Here is a 22,981-nt window from a genome sequence, read left to right on the forward strand (position 1 = left end):
TCAGTCGCCGCGCAGTGTGGCCCATGCATAGGGCGGCCACATCATCGCCCGCCGCAACCGTCCCAAAGGCCAGCGCCTGGGCGGGGTCTGCATGATTTCGGGGTAGCGTGCCCGAGGCGTGCGCCCGGTTGCCAGATCGGCGAGGATCGCGCCCGCGTGGCTGGCCATCGCGACACCGTTGCCGTGATAGTTGAGCGCCGCGAAGGCGCCCGGCATCTCGGGGATCGGCCCGGCGAAGGGCGTGAGATCGGGGGCGAGCGACAAAAGGCCATTCCAGCCATGCGGCGTCTCGACATGCCGCCATGCCGGGAACATCGCGTCGAAATGCCGCCGGATGGTGCGGTGCATCCGCTCGTCGTGACGCGGCGAGGAGAATAGCCCGCCGCGCATCCCGAAGAGCATCCGCCGGTCGGGCATCAGCCGGAAATAATGCAGGAAGAACCGATCATCGTAGCACATCTGGTGCGTGGTCCAGCCTTGGGCGGTCAGTTCTTCTTCGGTAAGCGGGCGGGTGACGATCACGTTGGACTGTGTCGGCAGGTAGCGGCCCCGCAGCCAGCCGGGCAGATCGTCCGACGAATAGCCGTTGGTGGCCACGATCAGGCGGCGCGCGGTGATCCGGGCGTCGGGCGTGGTGAGGTGAAAGCGGCCATCGGAGCGAATCGCGGTGACCGGCGAATTGGCGTGGATGCGTGCCCCTGCCCCGGTGGCGGCCCGGGCAAGGCCGAGCGCATATTTCAACGGGTTGAGGGCAAAGCCGATAGGCGTTGTGAGGGCCGCGAAGAACGGGCCGCGCATCCCCTCTCGTGCCAGTTCGGCGCCCGGAATGAGCGTGGGTGTTACGCCGTAATCCGCCTCGATCTGCGCGGCGCGGGCCGTGAACCCGGCGGCGGCGCGGGGTGTGTGGGCCATCGCCGTCTCGCCCTCGGAATGGGTATCAGCAATGATGCCGTGGCGGTCGATCAGGGCGCGCACCGTCTCGACCGCGGCCATCTCGGTGCGCCGCCAGTCACGGCGGGCATCCTCGCCGTGAAACCGGCGCAGCATCGCGTCCGACGCCTTGGCCCCGCCGAGACAGCAGAACCCGCCGTTGCGCCCCGATGCGCCCCAGCCTACGTGCTCTGCCTCGAAGACGCACACGTCCTCGCCCGCCTCTGCGAGGCGCAGCGCCGCCGACAGCCCGGTGAAGCCCGCGCCGATCACCGCCACGTCGCAGGCGATTTCGCCCTCGGCGGCGGGGTAGTCGGGGATATCGGCGGTCCCGGCCCAGAAGCAGGTGGCGCGCGGACCGGGCCCGTAGGCGTGCGCGGGGAAGACGCGCCTCATACCTGTTGCGCCGCGGCGCGCTCCTCGGCCTGTTGGCGCAGGCTGGCGCGCTTGGTGACGAGCGAGGCGGTGATGACCCCGACGGCCACGATGCCGATCATGATGGTCGAAAGCGCGTTGATCTCGGGGCTGACACCCAGCCGGATCGAGGACCAGATCTTGATCGGCAGGGTGGTGGCCGAGGGCCCGGCGGTAAAGGACGCGATCACCAGATCATCGAGCGAGAGCGTAAAGGCCAGCAGCCATCCCGAGATCACGGCGGGCGCGATAATCGGCAGGGTGACGAGGCGGAACGCGTCGAAGGCCGAACAGCCGAGATCGAGCGCCGCCTCTTCCAGCGAGCGATCGAAGCTCATCAGCCGCGAGGATACCACCACCGCAACAAAGGCCATCGAGAAGGTGGTGTGCGCAAGGATGATGGTGAGGATGCCGCGATCGAGCCCGATGCCGATGAAGAGAAGCAGGAGCGACAGGCCGGTGATCACCTCTGGCATCACCAGCGGCGCGTAGATCATGCCGGAAAACAACGTCCGCCCCGGGAACCGCCCGGCGCGCACCAGCACCAGCGCGGCCATCGTGCCCAGCACCGTGGCGATGGTCGAGGACGTCACTGCCACCTTGAGCGTAACGACGGCGGCGTCGAGGAACGCCTCGTTCTGGACGAGCGTGCCATACCATTTGGTCGAGAACCCGGCCCAGACGGTTACCAGCTTCGACTCGTTGAAGCTGTAGACGATGAGAATCAGCATCGGCAGGTAGAGAAAGGCGAAGCCCAGTGTGAGAGAGGTGGCGTTGAACCATGTCAGGCGTCTCATGCGCGCGCCCTCCGGTCGCCGATTTCTTCGAAAGAAATCGGGGCGAAATCTTTTGAAGATTTCGGATGCGTCGCGTTCGTCATCCCTCTGCCTCCCGGCTCTTCTGCTCGTTGCGCTGGAACAGGATGATCGGGATGATGAGGATCAGCAGCAGCACCACCGCCACCGCGCTTGCCACCGGCCAGTCGCGGTTGTTGAAGAATTCCTCCCACAGCACCTTGCCGATCATCAGCGTGCGCGATCCGCCCAGCAGCGAGGGGATGACGAATTCACCGATGGTGGGGATGAAGACGAGGAAACAGCCCGCCACGATCCCGTTCTTCGACAGGGGCACCGTCACCAGCCAGAAGGCCGTGAGCCGCGAGCAGCCCAGGTCCTCGGCCGCTTCGAGAAGCGAGCCGTCCATTCGCTCGAGCGTCGAGTAGATCGGCAGGATCATGAACGGAAGGTACGTATAGACGATGCCGATATAGACGGCCGTGGGGGTGTTGAGGATAACCAGCGGCTCGGAAATCAGCCCTGCCCAGAGCAGAAGCTGGTTGAGATAGCCCTCGGTCGAGAGAATCCCCATCCACGAATAGACCCGGATGAGAAACGACGTCCAGAACGGCAGGATCACCAGCATCATCAGCGTCGGGCGCCAGTGATCGGGCGCGTTGGCCATGCCATAGGCGATGGGATAGCCCACGATCAGCGTGATGAACGTGGCCAGCGCCGCGATCTGGAGCGACGACAGGTAGGCCTTCCAGTAGAGATCATCGGTGGTCAGGAAGGTGAAGTTCTCGAAATCGAGCGCGGCGAGGAAATCCTTGAACCCTGCCCATCCCTCGGACAGGTCGAGCGTGGGCGTGTAGGGCGGGATCGCGAGCGCGATATCCGACAGCGAAATCTTGAGCACGATTCCGAAAGGAACGAGGAACAGCGCCAGAAGCCAGGCATAGGGTAGCGCGATGAGGGCGAAGCGGCGCATCCCGTCACTCCCTCAAGAGCACGGCGGCGGTATCGGTCCACGACAGCCACACCGTGTCTTCCCAAGTGAAATCGCGACGCGAGAGGCGGCGGGTGTTGGCGGCCTGCGCCTTGACCATCTGCCCGCCTTCGATCTCGACATGGTAGGTCGAGAGATTGCCGAGATAGGCGATGTCGATGATCGTGCCCTGCACGGCATTGCGGCGGTCCGCCGGACGCTCGGCGGTGATCGAAACCTTTTCGGGGCGCAGCGCGAGGTGGCAGGTCTCGCCCTCGGCGAGGTCGATATCGAAGGCCGAGTAGATCGGTGCGGCCGCTTCGGCATAGTGCACCTCGTAGCCCTCGCCCGCCGGGCTGGCACGACCGGTGATGATCGTCACATCGCCAATGAAATCCGCGACATAGGTGGTGCTCGGGTTTTCATAGATGCGCGCGGGCGTGTCGGCCTGCACGATGCGGCCCTCGTCCATCACCGCGACGCGGCTGGCCACGGTCATCGCCTCTTCCTGGTCGTGGGTGACGATGACGAAGGTGGTGCCGGTCTTTTCCTGGATGTCCATCAGCTCGAACTGCGTGGCCTGCCGCAGCTTGGCGTCGAGCGCGCCCATTGGCTCGTCGAGCAGCAAGAGCTTGGGCGCCTTGGCGAGGCTGCGCGCGAGCGCCACGCGCTGCCGCTGGCCGCCGGAAATCTGGTGCGGTTTGCGGCGGGCGAATTGCGTGAGCCGCGTGAGCGTGAGCATTTCCTCGACCCGCGCGGCGATCGCGTCCTTCGACATGCGATCGCGCTTGAGGCCGAAGGCGATGTTGTCCCACACGGAGAGATGCGGAAAGAGCGCGTAGGACTGGAACATCATGTTCACCGCGCGCTTGTTGGGCGGGATGGGGGCGATGTCCTGCCCGCCCAGAAGGATGGTACCCTCGGTCGGGGCCTCGAAGCCGGCGAGCATCCGCATCATCGTGGTCTTGCCGCAGCCCGAGGGCCCGAGAAGGGCGAAGAACTCTTTCTCGTAGATGTCGAATGTCTGGTTGTCGATGGCGGTGAAATCGCCGAACCGCTTGGTGACATTCTTGAACTGGATGAGCGGTTTTTCGTCCGGATCGTTCCACGGCTCGAAGACGGTCTGCCCCATGCTGCCCCCGGCATTTACGGATATGAAAAGGCCCGCGCCGGGAGGGCGCGGGCCGGTCATCGCGATCAGGTGCCGGACTTGATCTTGGTCCACAGACGGGTGACCACCCGCTGCACCTTCGCCGGGTAGGGCGTGGTGGTGAAGAGGTTGTCGAGCGCCTCCTGCGAGGGATAGATCGCCGGATCACCGATCACGTCCTCGACCAGGTGTTCCTGCGACGCCTTGTTGCCGTTGGCGTAGTAGACGTAGTTCGACGCCGTCGCCATGTTCTGTGCGTCCATGATGAAGTTCAGGAACGTGTGGGCGCCGTCGGGGTTCGGGGCATCGACCGGAATGGCCATCTGGTCGAACCACATCTGCGCGCCTTCCTTGGGGGCGTTGTAGACGATCTCGACACCGTTATCGGCCTCGTCGGCACGGTCGCGCGCCTGAAGGATGTCGCCGGACCAGCCCACCGCGACGCAGATATCGCCGTTGGCCAGCGCGTTGATGTATTCGGAGCTGTGGAACTTCTGGATGTAGGGGCGCACCGCCATCAGGATCGGCTCGACCTTGGCGATCACGTCCGGGTCATGGCTGTTCGGATCTTCGCCGATATAGTTGAGCGCCATCGGGATCATCTCGGCGGGGGCGTCAAGGAAATGCACGCCGCAGTCGCCGAGTTTCTCCATGTTGTCGGGGTTGAGCACCAGTTCGAGGCTGTCGAGCGGCGCATCCTCGCCCAGTGCCTCCTGTACCTTGCCGACATTGGCGCCGATGCCGGTGGTGCCCCACATGTAGTTGATCGAGTAGGCGTTTTCCGGGTCGTATTGCTCGGTACGCTTGGTGACCACGTCCCACATGTTATCCAGATTGGGCAGCTTGGACTTGTCGAGCTTCTGGAACGCGCCCGCCTGGATCTGACGTTGCAGGAAGGTGCCCGAGGGCACCACCACGTCATAGCCCGAGCCGCCGGCGAGCATCTTGGTTTCCAGCACCTCGTTGCTGTCGAACACGTCGTAGACGAGATCGAGGCCGGTCTCTTCCTCGAACTTGGTGAGCAGCGATTCGTCGATATAGTCGGACCAGTTGTAGACGCGCACTTCCTCTGCCGAGGCGGCGGCGGTACCGAGCGCGAGCGTGGCGGTGGTGGTCAGTATAAGGTATTTCATGGTGGTCTCCCGTTGGTTCGGCACGTTGTCTGCCTTGGTGGCATTTGATCAAAAACTGCCGCGGATGGCAATATGGTAATGTTTTCACGCAGCCGTTAAACTCGCAAGCGATGAGTTTGCACAGACATCGGGGATGCCGGAGTGACATCGAGAACCGCACGCAAAACGGGCAGCGAGACCGCCCTCGCCCCGCGCCTTCCGGCGCATGAGACGATCTATCGCGAGTTGCGCGCGCTGGTGCTCTTTGGCGATCTGGCCCCCGGACAGGCGGTGACGATCCAGGGGCTGTGCGACCGGCTCGGTGCGGGCATGACGCCGGTGCGCGAGGCGCTGCGGCGGCTGATCGCCGAGGGCGCGCTGGAGTTCCAGGGCAACAGGCGGGTCTCGGTGCCGCTGCTGGATGCCGGGAATATCGGGGAATTGATCTTTGCGCGTCAATGGCTTGACCCTCACCTCGCGCGGCGCGCGACAGAGCGCGCAACGCCTGCGGACCTTGACCACCTGACCGAGGTCGACGACGATCTCGACCGCGCCATCCTGCGCGGGGACATGCGCGCCTATCTCGAACTCAACCACCGCTTTCACCGTGCGCTCTATGAAATTGCCGCGGCCCCGATCCTGACGGACGTGGCAGACGGGCTATGGCTGCGCTTTGGTCCGTCGCTGCGGGTGGTGTGCGGACGGGTGGGCACCGAGGGCCTGCCTGATCGGCACAAGGACCTGCTTGCGGCGATGCGCGCGGGCGATACCGAGGCCGCCGCCGAGGCAATCCGTGCCGACGTGGTGCAGGGGATGGAGCAGGTACGCCAATCGCTGTCGCGCCAGCCGCGGGACGACTGATTCGATTGACAGCGATAAATTTGATCATATTCTTGGTGGAAGGCGGCTGACCGGGCCGCACCCCCGATTCCCCGAGACGAAAGGGTCCGCCATGACCACGATCACCAATCACCTGCCCACCGCCGAGCTTCAGGCGCTCGATGCCGCGCATCACATGCATCCCTTTACCCATGGTGACGCGATCAACGCCAAGGGCGCGCGCATCGTCACCCGCGCGCGCGGCGTGACGCTGACCGACAGCGACGGCAACGAGATTCTCGACGCGATGGCGGGGTTGTGGTGCGTCAATATCGGCTACGGGCGCGAGGAGCTGGCCGAGGTGGCAGCGCGGCAGATGCGCGAGCTACCCTATTACAACACCTTCTTCCAGACCAGCCATGTGCCCGCCATCGCGCTGGCCAAGCGGTTGGCGGAACTGGCGCCGGGCGATCTCAACCACGTGTTTTATGCCTGTTCGGGCTCGGAGGCCAATGACACCAATATCCGCATGGTGCGCACCTACTGGGCGGAAAAGGGCGAGCCGGAGCGCAACATCATCATCGCGCGGCACAACGGCTATCACGGCTCGTCGATGGGCAGCGCGAGCCTTGGCGGCATGGGGGGCATGCACGCGCAGGGCGGTATGCCCATTCCCGACATCCACCATATCGACCAGCCCCACTGGTATGCCGAGGGCGGTGATACGGACCCGGAGGCATTCGGCCTCGCCCGCGCGCGGCAACTGGAGGAGAAGATCGAGGAACTGGGGCCGCACCGCATCGCCGCCTTCATCGGCGAGCCGGTACAGGGCGCGGGTGGCGTGATCATTCCGCCCGACAGCTATTGGCCGGAGATCCAGCGGATTTGCGACAAGTACGGCATCCTGTTGATCGCCGACGAGGTGATCTGCGGGTTCGGCCGCACGGGCAACTGGTTCGGCAGCCAGACGCTCGGCATTCGCCCCGACATCATGACCATCGCCAAAGGTCTGTCGTCGGGCTATGCGCCCATCGGCGGGTCGATCGTGTCGGACGAGGTGGCGCGCGTGCTGAATGGCTGCGAGTTCAACCACGGCTATACCTATTCGGGGCACCCGGTGTCCTGCGCCGTGGCGCTGGAGAACCTGCGCATCCTCGACGAGGAGGGGATCGTCACCCGCGTGGCCGAAGAAACCGGCCCTTACCTGAAGGAAAAATGGGAGAGCCTCGCCGCGCACCCGATGGTGGGCGAGGCGCGGATCGTGGGCATGATGGGGTCCATCGCGCTGACACCGGACAAGGGCGCGCGCGCGAAGTTCGCCTCGGAGCCGGGGACGGTGGGCTATATCTGCCGCGAGCGGTGTTTCGCCAACAACCTGGTGATGCGCCACGTGGGCGACCGCATGATCATTTCGCCGCCGCTGGTGATCTCGAAGTCGGAAATCGACACGCTGATCGACCGGGCGTGGCGCTCGCTTGACGAGGCGGAGCGGCAGGTCCGCGACGAGGGGCTGATGAAGGCGGCGGCGTGAGGGGTGGTTTGAGGCGCTGACGCGGCTGGCCTGGAGGGGACGTTGCCGTCTGGTCCCCGCGCGGAGTCAAGGCGCGTTTACGCGCCGCCGCGCAGCGCCCGACCGCCCCCCGGGCGGGCGCTGCGCGGCTCCTCAAGCGTTGTGCTGAACGCCCGCTTCAGGCCATTTCGCAGCGGCGTGAAGCGTCGTTCGGGGCGGGTCATCACCGCCCGACCGCTCTTGCCCCCCGCCCCCTCCCGCGCGACAGTGAGGCAAAGCAACCGGAGGGCGGAAAATGGCGAAGCTTGAGGACCGGATCGCGCAGGGGCGGGGGGACGAACCGGCAGACCTCGTGCTGCGGGGCGGTGCGGTGTTCGACCTGGTCACGGGGGCGATGATCCCCGGCGACGTGGCGATCTGCGGCGATACCATCGTCGGCGTCGGCGCCGAGTACGAGGGGCGGCAGGTGATCGACGTGGCGGGTCTCATCCTCGTGCCCGGCTTCATCGACACGCATCTGCATATCGAAAGCTCGCTGGTCACGCCGCTGGAGTTCGACCGCTGCGTGACGCCCCGGGGCGTGACCACCGCGATTTGCGATCCGCACGAGATTGCCAACGTGATGGGGCTGGATGGCATCCGCTATTTCCAGGAGGCGAGTGCGCATACGCTGATGGATATCAGGGTGCAACTCAGCTCCTGCGTGCCGTCCACGGACATGGAAACGGCGGGCGCCGAGATCGGGGCCGAGGATTTGCGGCAGGTGATGGGCCACCCCTCGGGCATCGGGCTGGCCGAGGTGATGAACTATCCCGGCGTGATCCACCGCGACCCCGGCATGATGGCCAAGCTGCGGCTCTTCGAGGGGGGCCACATGGACGGGCATTGCCCGCAGCTTTCAGGTCGCGATCTCAACGCCTATTGCGCCGCCGGTATCCGCACCGAGCACGAGGCGACCACCGTCGAGGAGGCGCGCGAGAAGCTGCAAAGGGGGATGCGGGTGCTGATCCGTGAAGGCTCGGTCAGCAAGGATCTCGAGGCGCTGGCGCCGCTGCTGTCGGACATCACCGCGCCCTACATGTGCCTGTGCACCGATGACCGCAACCCGCTCGATATTGCCGAGGAAGGCCATCTCGACCACATGATCCGGCGGCTCATCGCGCGCGGAGCCTCGCCGCTCGCGGCCTATCGCGCAGCGTCGCTGTCGGGGGCCGAGGCGTTCGGGCTGCGCGACCGGGGGTTGATCGCGCCGGGGCGACGGGCGGATATCGTGGCTGTGGGATCGCTGGAGGATTGCGACGCGCGGCTGGTGCTGTGCGCGGGCCGGGTGGCCGATGAGGCCGCGTTTGGCACGCGCAGCGGGGTGGCCCCGGTGGGGCGGCGCTCGGTCATGGCCCCGCGCGTGCGCGCCGAGGATTTCCGCCACGGCGGAAACCGGGCGGAAACGGATGTGATCGGTATCCTGGAGGGACGCATCCTGACAGAGCACCTGCGCGAGGAGATCGCGCCCGAGGACGGCGACAAGCGCCCCGACGCGGGCCGCGACCTGGTGCGGATCGCGGTGGTGGAGCGGCACGGGAAGAACGGCAACATCGCCACCGGCTTCGTGCGCGGCTTTGGCCTGCGGGCGGGGGCCATTGCCTCGACCGTGTGCCACGACCACCACAACATCGCCTGCGTCGGCATGGATTACGGCGACATGGCCGTGGCGGTGAACCGGATGGCCGAGATCGAAGGCGGTTTCGTGGTGGTGGAAGGCGGCCGGGTGCTGGCCGAATTGCCGCTGCCGGTGGCCGGGCTGATGAGTCTTGCACCGTTCGAGGAGGTGCGCGCGCGGCTGGTGGAGTTGCGCGCGGCGGCGAAATCGCTCGGCGTGGCGCTGCACGAGCCGTTCCTGCAACTGGCGTTTCTCGCGCTGCCGGTGATTCCGGCGCTCAAGATCACCGACCGGGGGCTGGTGGACGTGACGCGGTTCGAGTTGATCGGGTGAAAGAGCGGGGCGGGGCTGGCCTGGAGGGGACATTGAACCGTCTGGCGATGAGCCGCGCAGCGCCCGACCGCCGGGTGGGCGCAAAACCGGTTACGCAGCGCGATTTATGGTGCAAGATACTTCTGGAATTACCGTTACTTGCACCGTCGAGGAGCGCCCGCCCGAGGGGGCGGTCGGGCGCTGCGCGGCGGCGCGTAAACGCGCCTCGATTCCGCGCATGGGCACCAAGACCTGAACGTCCGCTCCGGGTCATTCGCGACGACACACGAGCGCAAGCCCCCCCGATTGCGCCCCTCAGAATGCCTTGAAGGTCAGCGTCGTCTCGGTGCGCTCGATCCCCTCGATATCGAGCAGGTTGTCGTTGATGTATTTGCCGATATCCGCGTCCTCTGGGACATAGAGCTTCATCAAGAGGTCAAAAGGGCCCGAGGTGGAGTGCAGTTCCGAGTGTATCTCGCGCAGGGCGATGTCCTCGGCCACGCGGTAGGAGTGGCCGGGCTTGCAGCGGATGTTGATGAAGACGCAGCGCATTTTGGCTCTCCCGCTGTGGTGATTTCTCCGCGAGTATTTCCGCTACGCGCGCGATTGTCCATGACCTCGGGCCGGGGTGAGGATGGGCCGCAGAAGCGCCAGCGGATGCGCGCGCAGGGACAGACGCAGGGAGGCGTAATCCTCGACCATTTCCTCGCCAAGGCTCATCGCGGGCAGGGTTGCCGCGGGCTCGTCGATCCGCTCGCCGTCGAGGTCGCGGGCAAAGAGCGGCAGCGGCGCTGCGCTGCGAATCGCGCGCGCCTGCCAGAGCGCGTCGCGGCGCGACATCCCCAGCGCGGCAAAGGCATCGGCCTCGGCCAGCCGCGCGATGAGCGCAGGCGCGGTGCCCGCGCGTCGCCACACGTCCTCGGGGCCCTGGTAGCCGTTGCCGCGCGCCGCCGCGATCCAGTCGGCCTCTTCGCGGGCCACGCCCCGCACCTGCCGGAAGCCCAGCCGCAGCGCCAGCCCGCCGCGCCCGTCCGGTTCCAGCGTATTGTCCCAGCAGGACGCGTTGATGCAGACGGGGCGCACCGTCACGCCATGTTCGCGCGCGTCGCGCACGATCTGCGCGGGGGCGTAAAAGCCCATCGGCTGGGAATTGAGCAGCGCGCAGGCAAAGACCGCCGGGTGGTGGCACTTGATCCAGGCGCTGGCATAGACCAGCAGGGCAAAGCTTGCCGCGTGACTCTCGGGGAAGCCGTAGCTGCCGAAACCCTCGATCTGGCTGAAACACCGCTCGGCAAAGTCCATGTCATAGCCGTTCTCGCGCATCCCCCGCAGGAAGCGGTTGCGAAACTCGCTGACATTGCCATGCTTCTTGAACGTCGCCAGCGACCGGCGCAGGCGGTCGGCCTCTTCCGGCGAGAAGCCCGCGCCGATGATGGCGATCTGCATCGCCTGTTCCTGAAAGAGCGGCACGCCCAGCGTCTTGCCCAGCACGCGGCCCAGCTCGTCCGAGGGAAAGCGCACCGCCTCTTCGCCATTGCGGCGGCGGATGAAGGGATGCACCATATCGCCCTGGATCGGCCCGGGGCGGATGATCGCCACCTGGATCACCAGGTCATAGAAGCATCGCGGGCGCATCCGGGGCAGGAAATTCATCTGCGCGCGGCTTTCCACCTGGAACACGCCGAGGCTGTCGGCGCGGCCCAGCATCTCGTAGACGCGCCCGTCCTCGGGCGGCAGCGTGGCGAGGCCGTAGCGCGTGCCATGGTGATCGGCCAAGAGGTCGAACGCGCGGCGCAGGCAGCTCAGCATGCCCAGCGCCAGCACGTCCACCTTGAGGATGCCGAGGGTGTCGATGTCGTCCTTGTCCCAGCAGATCACCGTGCGCTCCTCCATCGCCGCGTTCTCGATGGGCACAAGCTCGTCCAGCCGGTCGGCGGCGATGACGAAACCGCCGACATGCTGGCTCAGGTGGCGGGGAAAGCCGATGATCTCGTCCACCAGATCGAGCGTCAGGGCAAGGCGGCGGTCGCGCGGGTCGAGGCCGATCCCGGCGAGGCGCGCCGCGTCGGGGCGACGCGCGCTGCCCGCGCCCCATATCTGTGACGAGATCGCCGACAGCATATCCTCCGACAGGCCCATCGCGCGGCCCACCTCGCGGATGGCGCGCTTGGCGCGGTAGTGAATCACCGTGGCGCACAGCCCGGCGCGGTGACGCCCGTAGCGTTCATAAATCCACTGGATCACCTCCTCGCGGCGCTCATGCTCGAAATCCACGTCGATATCGGGCGGCTCGTCGCGGGCCTCTGACACGAAGCGCTCGAACACCATGGTGCCGATCTCGGGGCTGACCGAGGTGACGCCGAGGCAGTAGCAGACCACCGAATTGGCCGCCGAGCCACGCCCCTGGCACAGGATGCCGCGTGAGCGGGCAAAGGCCACCACGTCATGCACGGTCAGGAAATAGGGCTCGTAGCGCATCCGCGCGATGAGGGCCAACTCGTGCTCCATCATCGCGCGCACGCGGTCAGGCGCGCCCTGCGGATAGCGCCAGTTCAGGCCCGCCTCGGCCAACCGCCGCAGCCGCGCGGTCGGGGTCTCGCCGCCCTCCGCCTCGCTGGGATAGTCGTGGCGCAGCTCGTCGAGCGAGAAGGTCAGTCGCGCGGCCAGCGCCGTGGCGCGGTCCACCGCGTCCTCGTGCCCCGTGAACAGGCGGCGCATCTCGGCCTCCGAGCGCAGCCGCCCTTCGGCATTGGGCAGGGCGTGGCGGCCCAGCCGGTCCACCGTCAGCCCGAGCCGGATCGCGCTCAGCACATCGGCGAGGCGACGGCGATGGGCGCGGTGCAGGATCGGGCAGGCGGCGGCGACGGTGGGCAGGCCGAGCCGCGCCGCGATCCCCGCCAGCCGGTCAAAGCGTGCAGGATCGCGCCCGTCGTAATGCGGGTGCAGGAGCAGGTGCAGCCGGTCGCCGAGGCAGCCCCTCAGCCGCCGCGCCTGATCCTGCCAGCCGGGCGCGGTTTCGGGGTGCAGAAGGAGGTGCAAACCCCCTGCCCCCTCCAGCACGTCGGCAAGGGTCAGATCGCAGCCCCCCTTGGCCGCGCGCCGCCGCCCCAGCGTCAGGAGCCGACAGAGCCGCGCCCAGCCCTGCCGGTCGCCGGGCAGCGCGGTGAGCGTGAGGCCATCGCGCAGCACCAGCCGGGTGGCGGGGATGAGGCGGGGAGCGTTGGCCCATGCGGGCGGCGCGGGGTGCGGTGCGGGCGGGCCGTGCAGCCCCTCGCGCGCCTCCAGCGCCTGCCGCTCGCGCACCTGCCGCGCGATCTCTCGCGTGCGGGCATGGGCGCGCACGATCCCCGCCACGGAATTCACATCGGCCACCGCCACGCCCGCGAGGCCCAGCGCGGCGGCACGCTCGATGTATTCCTCGGGGTGGGCGGCCCCGGTGAGGAAGGTGAAATTCGAGGTAGCGGACAGTTCGGCGAACATCATGGGCGATTCGATCAGGCAGCGTTCCGGTCAGGATATTCATGTTTTGTTCTTTTGTGGAGTCGCCTGCCCACCCTGCGACAAAACCGGCGCGGGCCGTCTTGCGGGTTCACAAATTCGTGACCGCGCATATAACCGGATACCGGAAAGGCAGGGGACATGACGGGCAGGCGGGGCATGGGCAGAGGGTGGGCGCGCGGCGGCGCGGCGGTGCTGCTGGCGCTGATCCTCGCGCTGCGCGTCGCGGCGCTGCCGGTGGTGATGGCGGGCGGTGCGCCCGGCCCCGGCATGATGGCGATCTGCACCGGGGCCGAGATCATCTATGTCCCCATCGGCGGCGGCCCGGCCGAGCCCGCGCCCGACGCCGCCCACGACCCCTGCCCCGCCTTCGGCATCACCGCCGCGCTCGCCCTGCCCGACATTGGCGTGACCGTTCCCGCCGGACGGCTGGTTTCGCTCACCCCTGTGCCCGGCCAAGCGGCACGCGTCGCAGCGCGCCCTGCCCCAGCGCACCGGCCCCGCGCCCCGCCCCTCGCCTGATCTGACCCTGAATCCATCAAGACAGATCACCGGGCCGCCCCGAGGCGCGCCCGATTGCGAAGGACGACACGATGCTGAAACGATCCCTTGGCGCGGCGCTGGCCTGCGCCGGGCTGCTGGCCGGCATGGCCACGGCCCAGACCATGACCCCGACGGCCATGCAGGCGGGGGGCGCGATGCCCCACGACCACGCCCGCCACCACATGCACCGCCACGGGCCCGTCGGCCTGCCGGGCCGCCACCAGATCCCCGAGGGGCGGCTGGTGCTGGTCTACCGGGCGGGGGCGATGGCCATGTCGGGCATCCGCGCGGGCACCGACGATCTAGATGCGGCCACGTTGGTGACGACCGTGCCCAACGCCTTTGCCGGCATGCCGGGCCAGCCGCCCACCATCCGCATGGCCCCGGTGGAGATGACCGGCGAGATGCACATGCTGGGCGCGATGTATGGCGCGGGCGCGCGGCTCACGGTGATGGGCATGCTGCCCTATGTGAAGAAATCCATGACCATGCGGACCTATGCCGGCCCCACCGGAACCGCCGTCCTGGGGCAGAGCACCACGCGAAGTGACGGCCTGGGCGATATCCGCCTCGGCGCGCTGTGGTCCCTGCACGAGGCGGGGCGCAGCCGCACCGCGTTCGGCCTCGGCCTGAGCCTGCCCACCGGCTCGATCACCGAGACGGGGCAGATGCTCAGCCCGATGGGCACCACGCCCACCATGCGGCTGGCCTACTCGATGCAGCTCGGCTCTGGCACCTATGACCTGCACCCCGCCCTGACATGGGAGGCCGGGCGCGGCGCGCTCAACTGGGGGGCGCAGGCGCGCGGGATCATCCGGCTGGGCGAGAATGACGAGGGCTATCGGCACGGCCACGAGGCGGCGGTCTCGGGCTGGCTCAGCTATCGCGCGGCACCGTGGATCAGCTATTCGGGCCGACTGGAATACCGCCACGCCGGGCGCATTCACGGGCGCGATCCGCGCATCATGGGGCCGTCGCTCGGGGCCGATCCGCGCAATTACGGCGGGCGTTACGTGACGCTCCATGCCGGGGCCGACCTCGCGCCGAAAAAGGGACTGTTCAAGGGTCACCGAATCGGGGTGGAGCTGGGCGTGCCGCTCTACCAGGACCTTAACGGGGTGCAGTCCAAGACGGACTGGACCCTCGCGCTGGCATGGCGCAAGCCGTTCTAGGGGGCAGAGCGGGGGGTGCGTGGCGTAAAGCGGTTGTTGGGCAGGATGCGATGAGCCGCGCGAGTGCCCGACCGAGGGCGGGTGCTCCGACGGCTTTGGTCGTCGCTTTATGGCACCATGAACGTCGAGCGATCGTGCAGGTGTGCAACGTCGCAAAAGCACCCGCCCGTCCGGGCGGTCGGGTGCTCGCGCGGCGGCGTGCAAGCACGCCTCGACTCCGCGCGGGGGTACTTGGCTACGAGCGTCCGCTCCAGACTAACCCCCCTGCCCCGTGCCGTATGCTACCGCCCGTGGCTGCGGTCATAGCCGTTGCGCGGGGGGCTCTGCCAGCCCTCCAGCGCACCCGGCGCGGGTGCGAACACCTCGACCAGAAGCGGGAAACACGCCGCCGTGTCGCTTGTGTGCTCGGCCGAGCAATCGCCGCCGGGGCAGGCGCTAAGGGCGCCCAGAAGGTCGATCTCGGCGAAGAACTCCAGATAGTCACCCGGGCGCACGGGGCTGGCCTTCATGAAATACTGACCCGTGTCGCGGGTGAAGCCGGTGCACATGAAGACGTTGAGCACATCATGGACATGGGGCTCGGCCTCGGCCAGCGACACGCCCAGCTCGTCGGCCAGCGCGCGCGTCAGGTTGGAATGGCAGCAATGGTGATACTGAACCCCCGACAAGAGGTTGCCTGTGTAAGGATCGCAGCGCGTGCCGATCACGTCATGCACCGACCCGCCATATTCGTCGATCCCGTACCAGTCGAGCGTATCCGCGATGATCGTGGCCATCGGGCGCAGGTGCGGGAAGGACGACCAGAGTCGCTCGCCGGTGGTGACATGGGTGCCGTGCAGCGCGCGGGTCTTGCCGGAATAGAACCGCTCGGACAGGTCATCGGCGTTCCACAGGTTGAGATCGCCCACCTGCGGCCCCTCGACACTGCTGATGCGGAAGAATTGCCCCGCGCCCACGCGAAAGCAGGCGGCCTCGCGCGGGGGCACCACCACCTCGGCCACTTTCGCGGCCCCCTCGCGCGCGGCACGGTAGAGCCCTAGATCCGGCGCGGGCAGCGTGTCGTTGGGGTAGCAGATCACGGGGGCCACGGCGCGGCGCGTGGCAGCATCGGCGGGGGGGTGGGTCATCGGCTATTTCCTCTGGCGACCGGGATCGTGACAGACCTTCGGTGCGTCGCCATCAGATGTAAAGACCTCGGCCCCACACGCCGCGCAGCGCCAGCGCCGACGCAGGTCGCAGCCGCTCACCCGGTATTCGCGCCAACGGCAGCCGCGCGTCGCGCGGTTGGAATAGATCATCACCAGGATGAAGGCGACGATCAGGCCGACGACCACCAGCATGCCTCAGCCTTTCGCCATCGCCGCGACCATCTCGCCGAAGCGGCTGTAGCTGTCGGCCTGTTCCTCGGGGGTGGTGCCGGTGGCGTGGTGGCCCTCGGGGGTCTTCGCATAGTCGAAATTGATGCCGGTGCCCTCGATGATCCGGTTCATCATGTTGAAGAGCGCGCAGACCTGCACCGCCTCGTAGAGCGCGGTCTCGGACCAGCCAGCGTCATAGACGGCTTGCGCGTCGCGCGCGACCAGCCTGCTCGGCAGGGTATTGAGCTTGGCCACGTAGGCAAGCACGGGGCGCAACTTCTCGTCCACCGGCGCGGTGGCGGGATCGGCGATCAGCGCGTCGATAAGGCCCGCGTCGATGCCGAACACCTCGGCATAGGCCCGGTGCGCGCCCGCGCAGAACGTGCAGGCGTTGAGCGCCGAGACATAGGTGGCGATGAGTTCGCGCTCGCCGATGCTCAGCTCGCCCTCGCCGCGCAGGAGGCCATCGGTATAGACCATGAGCGGCTGCACGTTGTCGGGGAACCGCGCGTAGAGATCGCTCAGATGCGCGGGATCGGGGAGGCTGGGGAGGAAGGGCATGGGGTCTCCTTGCGTCATGTCTGACCGCAGTCATAGACCGCGCCGCGGGGAATTTGTATGGCTCGACCGATAGCTGGCGCGGATGTGATCCATCGGCCCGAGACGAGGAGACTGTCCATGCCCATCTACATCGACGCAGACGCCTGCCCGGTCAAGGACGAGGCGGAGCGGGTGGCCACGCGGCACGGGCTGCGGATGTTTCTCGTGTCCAATGGCGGGCTGCGGCCGTCACGCAACCCGCTGGTGGAGACGGTGATCGTGCCGGATGGCCCGGACGTGGCCGACATGTGGATCGCCGAGCGCTCCGGGCCGGGCGACGTCGTGGTGACCGGAGACATCCCGCTGGCGGCGAAATGCGTGGAGGCGGGGGCGATTGTCCTCAAGCACAATGGCGAGGCGCTGACGCGGGCCAATATCGGCAACGTGCTGGCGACGCGCGACCTGATGGCCGACCTGCGCGCCGCCGATCCGTTCCGGCAGGGCGGCGGCAAGGGATTCACCAAGGCGGACCGGTCGCGGTTCCTCGACGCGCTGGAGCGGGCGGTGCGCAGCGCCGGACGCGCCGGGGAGTGAGGGTTGGTGGCACGGACGCGGAAATCGGGGTTACGTCTCTGAATTGACCGCTCGGGTGACCTTGCCCGCCAGGTCCTCGGCGATCCGGGCTTCGAGTGCGAGACGCACCCGCGAATTGCGCTGGACACGGCGTTTCAGGGTGGCTGCGTCCCATTCCACAAGACGCGCGCCCGGGGCCACCCGCACCGTTGCAGAGGCCGGCTTGCCGGTCAGGAAGGCGACCTCGCCGATGAACACCTCCGGGGGAAGGGTGAACTCTTGCGAATTCTTCTCCGCCCACATGCTGCCCGATTCAATGAAGTAGAGCCTGTCCGGCACCTCGCCTTCTTGCGTCAACGTCTCTGTCGTCTCGACCACCCGCCGCGTGGATGAGCGCATCAGCGACCGGAACTCGCCCGGCTCCATGCCACCCATCGTGTGGTACAGGTCCATCAGGCTGCCGGGAATGATGAGCTTCGACCGGCTGACCAGAAGGACCACGAGCCCGTAGAATGTGGCTGTGGCCATGGCGAGGCTTGCGAACGCGGCCTCCCAGAGGGGGGTGGGCAAAACCAGAAGATAGAAAGCGATATAGATCGCGGAACCCGTGATGAAGGTGACGCGAAGGATGATCTGGTGGCGAAACAGCATGGCCATCGTCTGGACGACCGCACCGAGCAGCACCAATTGCTCGCCAGAAAACCAGCCGCCCTCCCCGAACATGATCACCTCCCTCTGCCGCCAACATGCTCCATCTTGCTCACCAAACTGTCGCACCATGGCCTGATCCTGCCCGCTTAACAAGGGTTTGACGCCGCCTCGGGGCAATCGCCGGTGCACGACTACCGGATGGATCGCGTTGCCGCGCCGGCAGGATGTCCGGGCGCGCATCTCTTGCCCCACCGGGTAACGATGTGGACGGCCCGGGGGTTTACAATGCGCGGGCGGTCCGCTCATGTATCGGGGACAGTCGGCAAGCCTTGGATATTCATGACCACCGCGACCGTTCAGCGCGCGAACCTGACCGGCGCCGCCTATGCCTTGGCGGCGGTTACGTGCTTTTCGGTCAACGATGTGGGGATCAAGTTCCTCTCGGGCGGTTACGCGCTGCACCAGGTGGTGTTCATCCGGGCGCTGGTGGCGCTCGTGGTGTTCACCTGCCTCGTCATGCCATTCGCGGGCGGGCTCACGGTGCTGCGCACGCGCCGCCCGGTGATCCACCTCGTGCGCGGGCTGTGCGTGGTGGCGGCCAACATGTGCCTGTTCCTCGGCCTCGCGGCGCTGCCCATCGCGGACGCCACGGCGATCTTCTTCGTCTCGCCGCTGGTCATCACGGTATTCTCCGTGGTCTTCCTGCACGAGACCGTGGGGCCGCGCCGCTGGGCTGCGATCGCGGTGGGATTCGTCGGCGTACTGATCATCGTCAAGCCTGGCACCGCGGCGTTTCAGGCGGCCTCGCTGCTGCCCATCGCAGCGGCGTTTCTCTATGCCACGCTGCACATGCTTACCCGCCGGATCGGCGGCACGGAAAGCGCCGCGACCATGGCCGCCTATATCCAGATCACCTTCCTCGTCGCCAGCACGCTCATTGGCCTCGCCATCGGCGACGGGCGGTTCGCCGGGTCAGGCCACCCGTCGCTGGAATTCCTGTTTCGCGGGTGGGAGTGGCCTGCCACGGGCGATTACCCCATCCTCGCGGTGCTGGGGGTCTCGGGGCTTTTCGGCGGGCTGTTCATCAGCCAGGCCTATCGCCTGTCGGAGGCCGCCTTTGCCGCACCGTTCGAATATGTCGCCATGCCGATGGCGATATTCTGGGGCGTGACGGTCTTTGGCACATGGCCGGACGCGACCGCGTGGATCGGCATCGCGCTCATCGTCGGATCGGGTCTCTACCTGCTGTGGCGCGAGACGGTGCGCGACGCGCAGGTGGCCCGCCGCGCCCCGACCTATCGCCGCTGAGCAAAGGAGACACGCCATGCCCCCCACCATCATTCCCTTCGAAGAGGGCGAGCGCGCGCTCGACTGGCTGAGCCTGTGCGCCGCGTTTCAGGCAGGCCACGACCGCCCCCGCGCCGAGATCGCCGACAGCTTTCTCTATCGCGGCGACGACACGCTGCTGAACCGGGCCGCATGGATCGACGGACTGGGCCTTGCCGTCAAGTCGGCCACCATCTTTCCGGGCAATGCGGCGCGCGACCTGCCCACGATCAATGGCGGCGTCAACCTCTATGACGACGCCACCGGCACGCTTGCCGCGATCGTGGATTTCCACCTCGTCACCAAGTGGAAGACCGCTGGTGACAGCCTCTATGCCGCCACACGGCTGGCGCGGTCCGACAGCCGGCGCATCCTGATCGTCGGCGCGGGCACGGTCGCGCATTCGCTGTGGCAGGCCTATCGCGCCGCCTTTCCCGACGCGGAGTTCACCGTGTGGAACCGCACCCGCGCGCGCGCCGAGGAGATGGCCGAAACATGCGGCGGCATCGCGGTGGCGGACGATCTGGAACAGGCCGTGCGCGCCGCCGATATTGTCACCTCGGCCACCATGAGCACCGAGCCGGTCCTCAAGGGCGAGTGGCTGCAACCGGGCCAGCATATCGACCTCATCGGTGCCTACCGCCCCGACATGCGCGAGGCCGACGACGAAGCGCTGTGCCGTGCGCGCCTGTTCGTGGACAGCATCGACACCACCGTGGGCCATATCGGAGAGATCGAAATCCCGCTCTCGGCGGGGACCATCAGCCGCGATGACATCGTTGCCGATTTCTACGATCCGCGCGCGTTTCAGCGCCTCTCCAATGACGAGATCACGCTGTTCAAGAACGGCGGCGGCGCGCATCTGGACCTGATGACCAGCCGCTACATCCTCGACGCATGGCAATCGGCGCGGTGATCTGGGTCACGCTGGCGCTCGGGGCGCTGGCGGGGGTCGCGCCGGTTCTGCGCGAGGTGGCCCGACCCCGGATCGACAGGGTGCGGGACAACGCGCCGGGGGCGTTCGCCACGCTGTCGCGCGGGCGGACGCATTACCGCTGGCACGGGCCGGAGGGCGGGCCGGTGACGGTCTGCGTGCACGGGCTGACCACGCCCTCGTTCGTCTGGGAGGGGCTGGTGCCGGGGCTTGTCGATGCGGGGCAACGGGTGCTGACCTACGATCTCTATGGGCGCGGCTATTCCGACCGGCCCGGCGGCGCGCAGGATCGGGATTTCTTCGTGGCGCAACTGGAGGAATTGCTGGCCGATCAAGGGGTTGAAGGGCCGGTGACGCTCGTCGGCTATTCGATGGGCGGGGCCATCGCCGCCGCTTTTTCCGCGCGACATCCTGACCGGCTACGCGAGCTGGTGCTGATCGCACCCGCCGGGCTGGGACATGATCTGGGGCCGGTGGCGCGGCTGGTGGCGCGGGGCGGCGTGGTGGGGCGGTGGCTGATGCTCGCGGTCTTTCCGATGAGCTTTCGCCGGGGCTGCGAGGCCGAGCGAGGGCTGCCCACAACGGTGCCGGGGATCGTGGACCGGCAACAGGCGGAACTGCGCTGGCGTGGGTTCATTCCGGCGGTGGCGCGGTCGGTCGCGGGGATACTGGCCGAGGCGCAGGACGCGACCCACGCCGCGATCGCGCGCAGTGGCGTGCCGGTGCGGGCGGTCTGGGGGGCCGAGGATCGGGTGATCCCGCTGTCGCGAAAGGCACGGCTGGTGGAGATAAATCCAGATGCATATCAGTATGTTATCGAGGGTGCGGGGCACGGGCTGACCTATACTCATACCGACCGGGTGCTGGCCGTGATCATGGAGTGACGGGCGGTGGTGCCCGGGCGCGCGTTGGTATATGCCGCGCCCCATGTCCGATTATCACCCGCCCGACACGCCACTCGACATCCTGCACGACGACCACGAATTGCTCGTCGTCAACAAGCCCGCGGGCCTGCTCAGCGTGCCGGGCAAGGGCGCGGATCTCGCCGATTGCCTGCTCTCACGGGTGCAGGAGGTGTTTCCCACCGCGCTCTTGGTGCACCGGCTGGACCGGGACACATCGGGCGTGATGGTCTTTGGCCTGAGCCCCCATGCGCAGCGGCACCTGGGGCTGCAATTCGAGAAGCGTCAGGTGAAGAAAACCTATGTGGCACGGGTACTTGGGCAATTGTCGCCCAAGACGGGCACGGTCGATCTGCCCATCGCCGTGGACTGGCCCAACCGCCCCCGCCAGAAGGTGTGCCACGAGACGGGGCGGGGGGCGGTGACGGAGTGGCGGGTGCTGCGGCAGGGGGACGGCGAGAGCCGGGTGCGGCTGATGCCGCGGACGGGGCGCAGCCATCAGTTGCGCGTGCACATGCTGAGCCTGGGGCACCCGATCCTGGGCGATCCGCTCTATGCCACGGGAAAGGCGCGGGATTATCCGCGGCTGATGCTGCATTCCGAGGAGTTGCGGCTGCGCCATCCGGATGGCGGGGCGGGGGTAAAGTTCCGCGCAAAGGCGCCGTTCTGAGGCCGTGAAACCGGGGGCTGTACCCTGTCGGTATTTCGTCGGTATTGCGTCGGTGCCGCCGGGGAAAGACCGCCGAGGCACTCGCCCGCCGCAAGCTATCGCTTCAGCACACGGTCCGTGAGGTTCAGCCGCCCCGCGATGATCGGGCGCAGGGTCTCTGCGAGGTCGGGCTCGCGCGCCATCATCTCGGCCAACTCGTCCAGCCGATTGGTGGCGATCAGGTTGAGCGCGTCGAGGCGCGGGGTGCCGTCGGCGTGCCGGGGCAGCGCGGTCACCGGCTGAACCAGTTCGGGTTGTGGCGCGGGGGCGAGGCGGCGGAGGGCGGCGGCGTCAAGCCCGGTCTCGACAAAGGCGTAGAGCCCCACCCCGTGCGCGGGCAGCGCATAGGTGCACAGCGCCACCTCGCGCACGTCCGCGTCGGCCATGAGCGCCGCGCGCAAGCCGGGGCCGTCACGGTCCACCCGGTCCTCGGTGCCCTCGCCGTCGGACCAGTGCATCAGCCGCCTTGTGACAAGATTGTAGGCCCGTTTGCCGGTCGCCATCCAGACCCGTGAAGGCCATGCCTTTTGCGCGAGCATCCGGTATTCGGACGGCGTGAGCAGGCCGGGGGCGTAGGCGCGCTTTTGCTTGAGCAGGTGGCGCAGGTCCTCGCGCGCCATGAGGCGAAAGAGCGGCCCGTGCCGGGGGTGGAGCGAGGCAAGCTGAAAGTCGATCACCGCCGCGCGGCCCTCGGGTGTCATCAGCCAGTTCTGCGGCTTGGCGATGTCGTTATGGGTGACACCCCGGCGCCGCATCTCGCGCAGGAGGCGGCGGGCGTCGCGATACCACGCGGCGTCGGCGGGCCGGGCGAGGTGCAGCGGCGTGCCGCGTGTCCAGCTTCTGAGCAGCCCGGTACGATCGGCGCGGATGAGCAGCGGGCAGCCTTCGATCCCTGCCACCGCGCGGAGCGCGCTCGCCTCCTTGCGCGCCAGCCACCATGCGACGGGGCGCGCCCAAAACGGCACGCCGTCGAGCTTGCGCAGCACGACCGGGAAATCCGCCACCCCGTCGAGATGGCCCGACACCGTCTCGGAGAAAACATCGCGCTTGTGCACGGTCTCTGGCAGGAAGCGCGCGGCGGAGAGGTCTGGCGAAGGCGTCATGGCG

The 22,981-nt window shown here is 67.6% G+C and carries 22 protein-coding genes; 10 read left to right on the forward strand and 12 right to left on the reverse strand.

Features of this window, described 5'->3' with window-relative positions; genetic code table 11:
• The 5 genes from CRJ03_RS17830 to CRJ03_RS17850 all read right to left on the reverse strand — a co-directional run bounded on the left by CRJ03_RS17830 (window position 1) and on the right by CRJ03_RS17850 (window position 5,391).
• A complete protein-coding gene (locus CRJ03_RS17830) occupies window positions 1-1,326 on the reverse strand; it encodes an NAD(P)/FAD-dependent oxidoreductase (RefSeq protein WP_104020220.1) in 1,326 nt (441 codons plus the stop codon).
• Window positions 1,323-2,141, reverse strand: coding sequence for an ABC transporter permease (locus CRJ03_RS17835; RefSeq protein WP_104020221.1), 819 nt, complete (start codon window positions 2,139-2,141; stop codon window positions 1,323-1,325). The genes CRJ03_RS17830 and CRJ03_RS17835 overlap by 4 nt, the downstream gene beginning before the upstream one ends.
• A gap of 79 nt (window positions 2,142-2,220) precedes the next feature.
• A complete protein-coding gene (locus tag CRJ03_RS17840) occupies window positions 2,221-3,111 on the reverse strand; it encodes an ABC transporter permease subunit (RefSeq protein ID WP_104020222.1) in 891 nt (296 codons plus the stop codon).
• A 4-nt stretch (window positions 3,112-3,115) separates the two neighbouring features.
• The gene (locus CRJ03_RS17845; protein ID WP_104020223.1) at window positions 3,116-4,240 is read right to left on the reverse strand and encodes an ABC transporter ATP-binding protein; all 1,125 of its coding nucleotides are present in this window, start codon (window positions 4,238-4,240) and stop codon (window positions 3,116-3,118) included.
• A gap of 65 nt (window positions 4,241-4,305) precedes the next feature.
• Window positions 4,306-5,391, reverse strand: coding sequence for a polyamine ABC transporter substrate-binding protein (locus tag CRJ03_RS17850; RefSeq protein WP_104020224.1), 1,086 nt, complete (start codon window positions 5,389-5,391; stop codon window positions 4,306-4,308).
• A 141-nt stretch (window positions 5,392-5,532) separates the two neighbouring features.
• Between CRJ03_RS17850 and CRJ03_RS17855 the strand changes: the two genes are divergently transcribed.
• The 3 genes from CRJ03_RS17855 (at window position 5,533) to ade (ending at window position 9,689) form a co-directional block, all read left to right on the forward strand.
• Window positions 5,533-6,231, forward strand: a complete 699-nt coding sequence (locus CRJ03_RS17855; RefSeq protein ID WP_206018400.1) for a GntR family transcriptional regulator — start codon at window positions 5,533-5,535, stop codon at window positions 6,229-6,231.
• A 91-nt stretch (window positions 6,232-6,322) separates the two neighbouring features.
• Window positions 6,323-7,720, forward strand: a complete 1,398-nt coding sequence (locus CRJ03_RS17860) for an aspartate aminotransferase family protein (protein WP_104020226.1) — start codon at window positions 6,323-6,325, stop codon at window positions 7,718-7,720.
• 274 nt (window positions 7,721-7,994) lie between these two features.
• Window positions 7,995-9,689 carry an adenine deaminase gene (ade, locus tag CRJ03_RS17865; RefSeq protein WP_104020227.1) on the forward strand — a complete coding sequence of 565 codons (1,695 nt, stop codon included), beginning with the start codon at window positions 7,995-7,997 and terminating at the stop codon, window positions 9,687-9,689.
• A gap of 294 nt (window positions 9,690-9,983) precedes the next feature.
• Here the strand turns inward: ade and CRJ03_RS17870 are convergent, their stop codons facing one another.
• A complete protein-coding gene (locus CRJ03_RS17870) occupies window positions 9,984-10,220 on the reverse strand; it encodes an Lrp/AsnC ligand binding domain-containing protein (RefSeq protein ID WP_104020228.1) in 237 nt (78 codons plus the stop codon).
• 42 nt (window positions 10,221-10,262) lie between these two features.
• Window positions 10,263-13,148 (reverse strand): error-prone DNA polymerase, encoded by a 2,886-nt coding sequence (locus CRJ03_RS17875; protein WP_104020289.1) that lies wholly within the window; start codon window positions 13,146-13,148, stop codon window positions 10,263-10,265.
• Window positions 13,149-13,307: 159 nt separating this feature from the next.
• Between CRJ03_RS17875 and CRJ03_RS17880 the strand changes: the two genes are divergently transcribed.
• Window positions 13,308-13,688, forward strand: a complete 381-nt coding sequence (locus tag CRJ03_RS17880; RefSeq protein WP_104020229.1) for a hypothetical protein — start codon at window positions 13,308-13,310, stop codon at window positions 13,686-13,688.
• A 71-nt stretch (window positions 13,689-13,759) separates the two neighbouring features.
• Window positions 13,760-14,881 carry a transporter gene (locus tag CRJ03_RS17885; protein ID WP_104020230.1) on the forward strand — a complete coding sequence of 374 codons (1,122 nt, stop codon included), beginning with the start codon at window positions 13,760-13,762 and terminating at the stop codon, window positions 14,879-14,881.
• A gap of 281 nt (window positions 14,882-15,162) precedes the next feature.
• On the opposite strand, the gene CRJ03_RS17890 is transcribed toward CRJ03_RS17885, so the two are convergent.
• From CRJ03_RS17890 to CRJ03_RS17900, 3 genes are read right to left on the reverse strand one after another with little or no spacing between them, the layout of a single operon-like run.
• Window positions 15,163-16,008, reverse strand: a complete 846-nt coding sequence (locus CRJ03_RS17890; protein WP_104020231.1) for an urea carboxylase-associated family protein — start codon at window positions 16,006-16,008, stop codon at window positions 15,163-15,165.
• A gap of 3 nt (window positions 16,009-16,011) precedes the next feature.
• Complete coding sequence (locus CRJ03_RS17895; RefSeq protein WP_104020232.1) at window positions 16,012-16,221, reverse strand: hypothetical protein; 210 nt, start codon at window positions 16,219-16,221, stop codon at window positions 16,012-16,014.
• A 3-nt stretch (window positions 16,222-16,224) separates the two neighbouring features.
• Entirely contained in the window at window positions 16,225-16,800 is a 576-nt protein-coding gene (locus tag CRJ03_RS17900; RefSeq protein ID WP_165375352.1) for a carboxymuconolactone decarboxylase family protein, read from the reverse strand.
• A gap of 117 nt (window positions 16,801-16,917) precedes the next feature.
• Between CRJ03_RS17900 and CRJ03_RS17905 the strand changes: the two genes are divergently transcribed.
• Complete coding sequence (locus CRJ03_RS17905; protein WP_104020234.1) at window positions 16,918-17,373, forward strand: YaiI/YqxD family protein; 456 nt, start codon at window positions 16,918-16,920, stop codon at window positions 17,371-17,373.
• Window positions 17,374-17,403: 30 nt separating this feature from the next.
• Here CRJ03_RS17905 and CRJ03_RS17910 read toward each other — a convergent pair whose 3' ends face one another.
• Window positions 17,404-18,255 carry a cyclic nucleotide-binding domain-containing protein gene (locus CRJ03_RS17910; protein WP_206018401.1) on the reverse strand — a complete coding sequence of 284 codons (852 nt, stop codon included), beginning with the start codon at window positions 18,253-18,255 and terminating at the stop codon, window positions 17,404-17,406.
• Window positions 18,256-18,342: 87 nt separating this feature from the next.
• Here CRJ03_RS17910 and CRJ03_RS17915 point away from each other — a divergent pair, with 87 nt between their 5' ends.
• From CRJ03_RS17915 to CRJ03_RS17930, 4 genes are read left to right on the forward strand one after another with little or no spacing between them, the layout of a single operon-like run.
• Complete coding sequence (locus CRJ03_RS17915; protein WP_104020236.1) at window positions 18,343-19,311, forward strand: DMT family transporter; 969 nt, start codon at window positions 18,343-18,345, stop codon at window positions 19,309-19,311.
• Window positions 19,312-19,327: 16 nt separating this feature from the next.
• Window positions 19,328-20,245, forward strand: coding sequence for an ornithine cyclodeaminase family protein (locus CRJ03_RS17920; protein WP_104020237.1), 918 nt, complete (start codon window positions 19,328-19,330; stop codon window positions 20,243-20,245).
• Complete coding sequence (locus tag CRJ03_RS17925) at window positions 20,227-21,147, forward strand: alpha/beta fold hydrolase (RefSeq protein WP_104020238.1); 921 nt, start codon at window positions 20,227-20,229, stop codon at window positions 21,145-21,147. The genes CRJ03_RS17920 and CRJ03_RS17925 overlap by 19 nt, the downstream gene beginning before the upstream one ends.
• Before the next feature lie 43 nt (window positions 21,148-21,190).
• Window positions 21,191-21,835, forward strand: a complete 645-nt coding sequence (locus tag CRJ03_RS17930; RefSeq protein WP_104020239.1) for an RluA family pseudouridine synthase — start codon at window positions 21,191-21,193, stop codon at window positions 21,833-21,835.
• A gap of 95 nt (window positions 21,836-21,930) precedes the next feature.
• On the opposite strand, the gene CRJ03_RS17935 is transcribed toward CRJ03_RS17930, so the two are convergent.
• Window positions 21,931-22,977, reverse strand: coding sequence for a phosphotransferase (locus CRJ03_RS17935; RefSeq protein WP_104020240.1), 1,047 nt, complete (start codon window positions 22,975-22,977; stop codon window positions 21,931-21,933).
• Window positions 22,978-22,981 lie beyond the last annotated feature (4 nt).

It is taken from the genome of Roseovarius nitratireducens (assembly GCF_002925845.1).
GTDB classification, from domain to species: domain Bacteria; phylum Pseudomonadota; class Alphaproteobacteria; order Rhodobacterales; family Rhodobacteraceae; genus Roseovarius; species Roseovarius nitratireducens.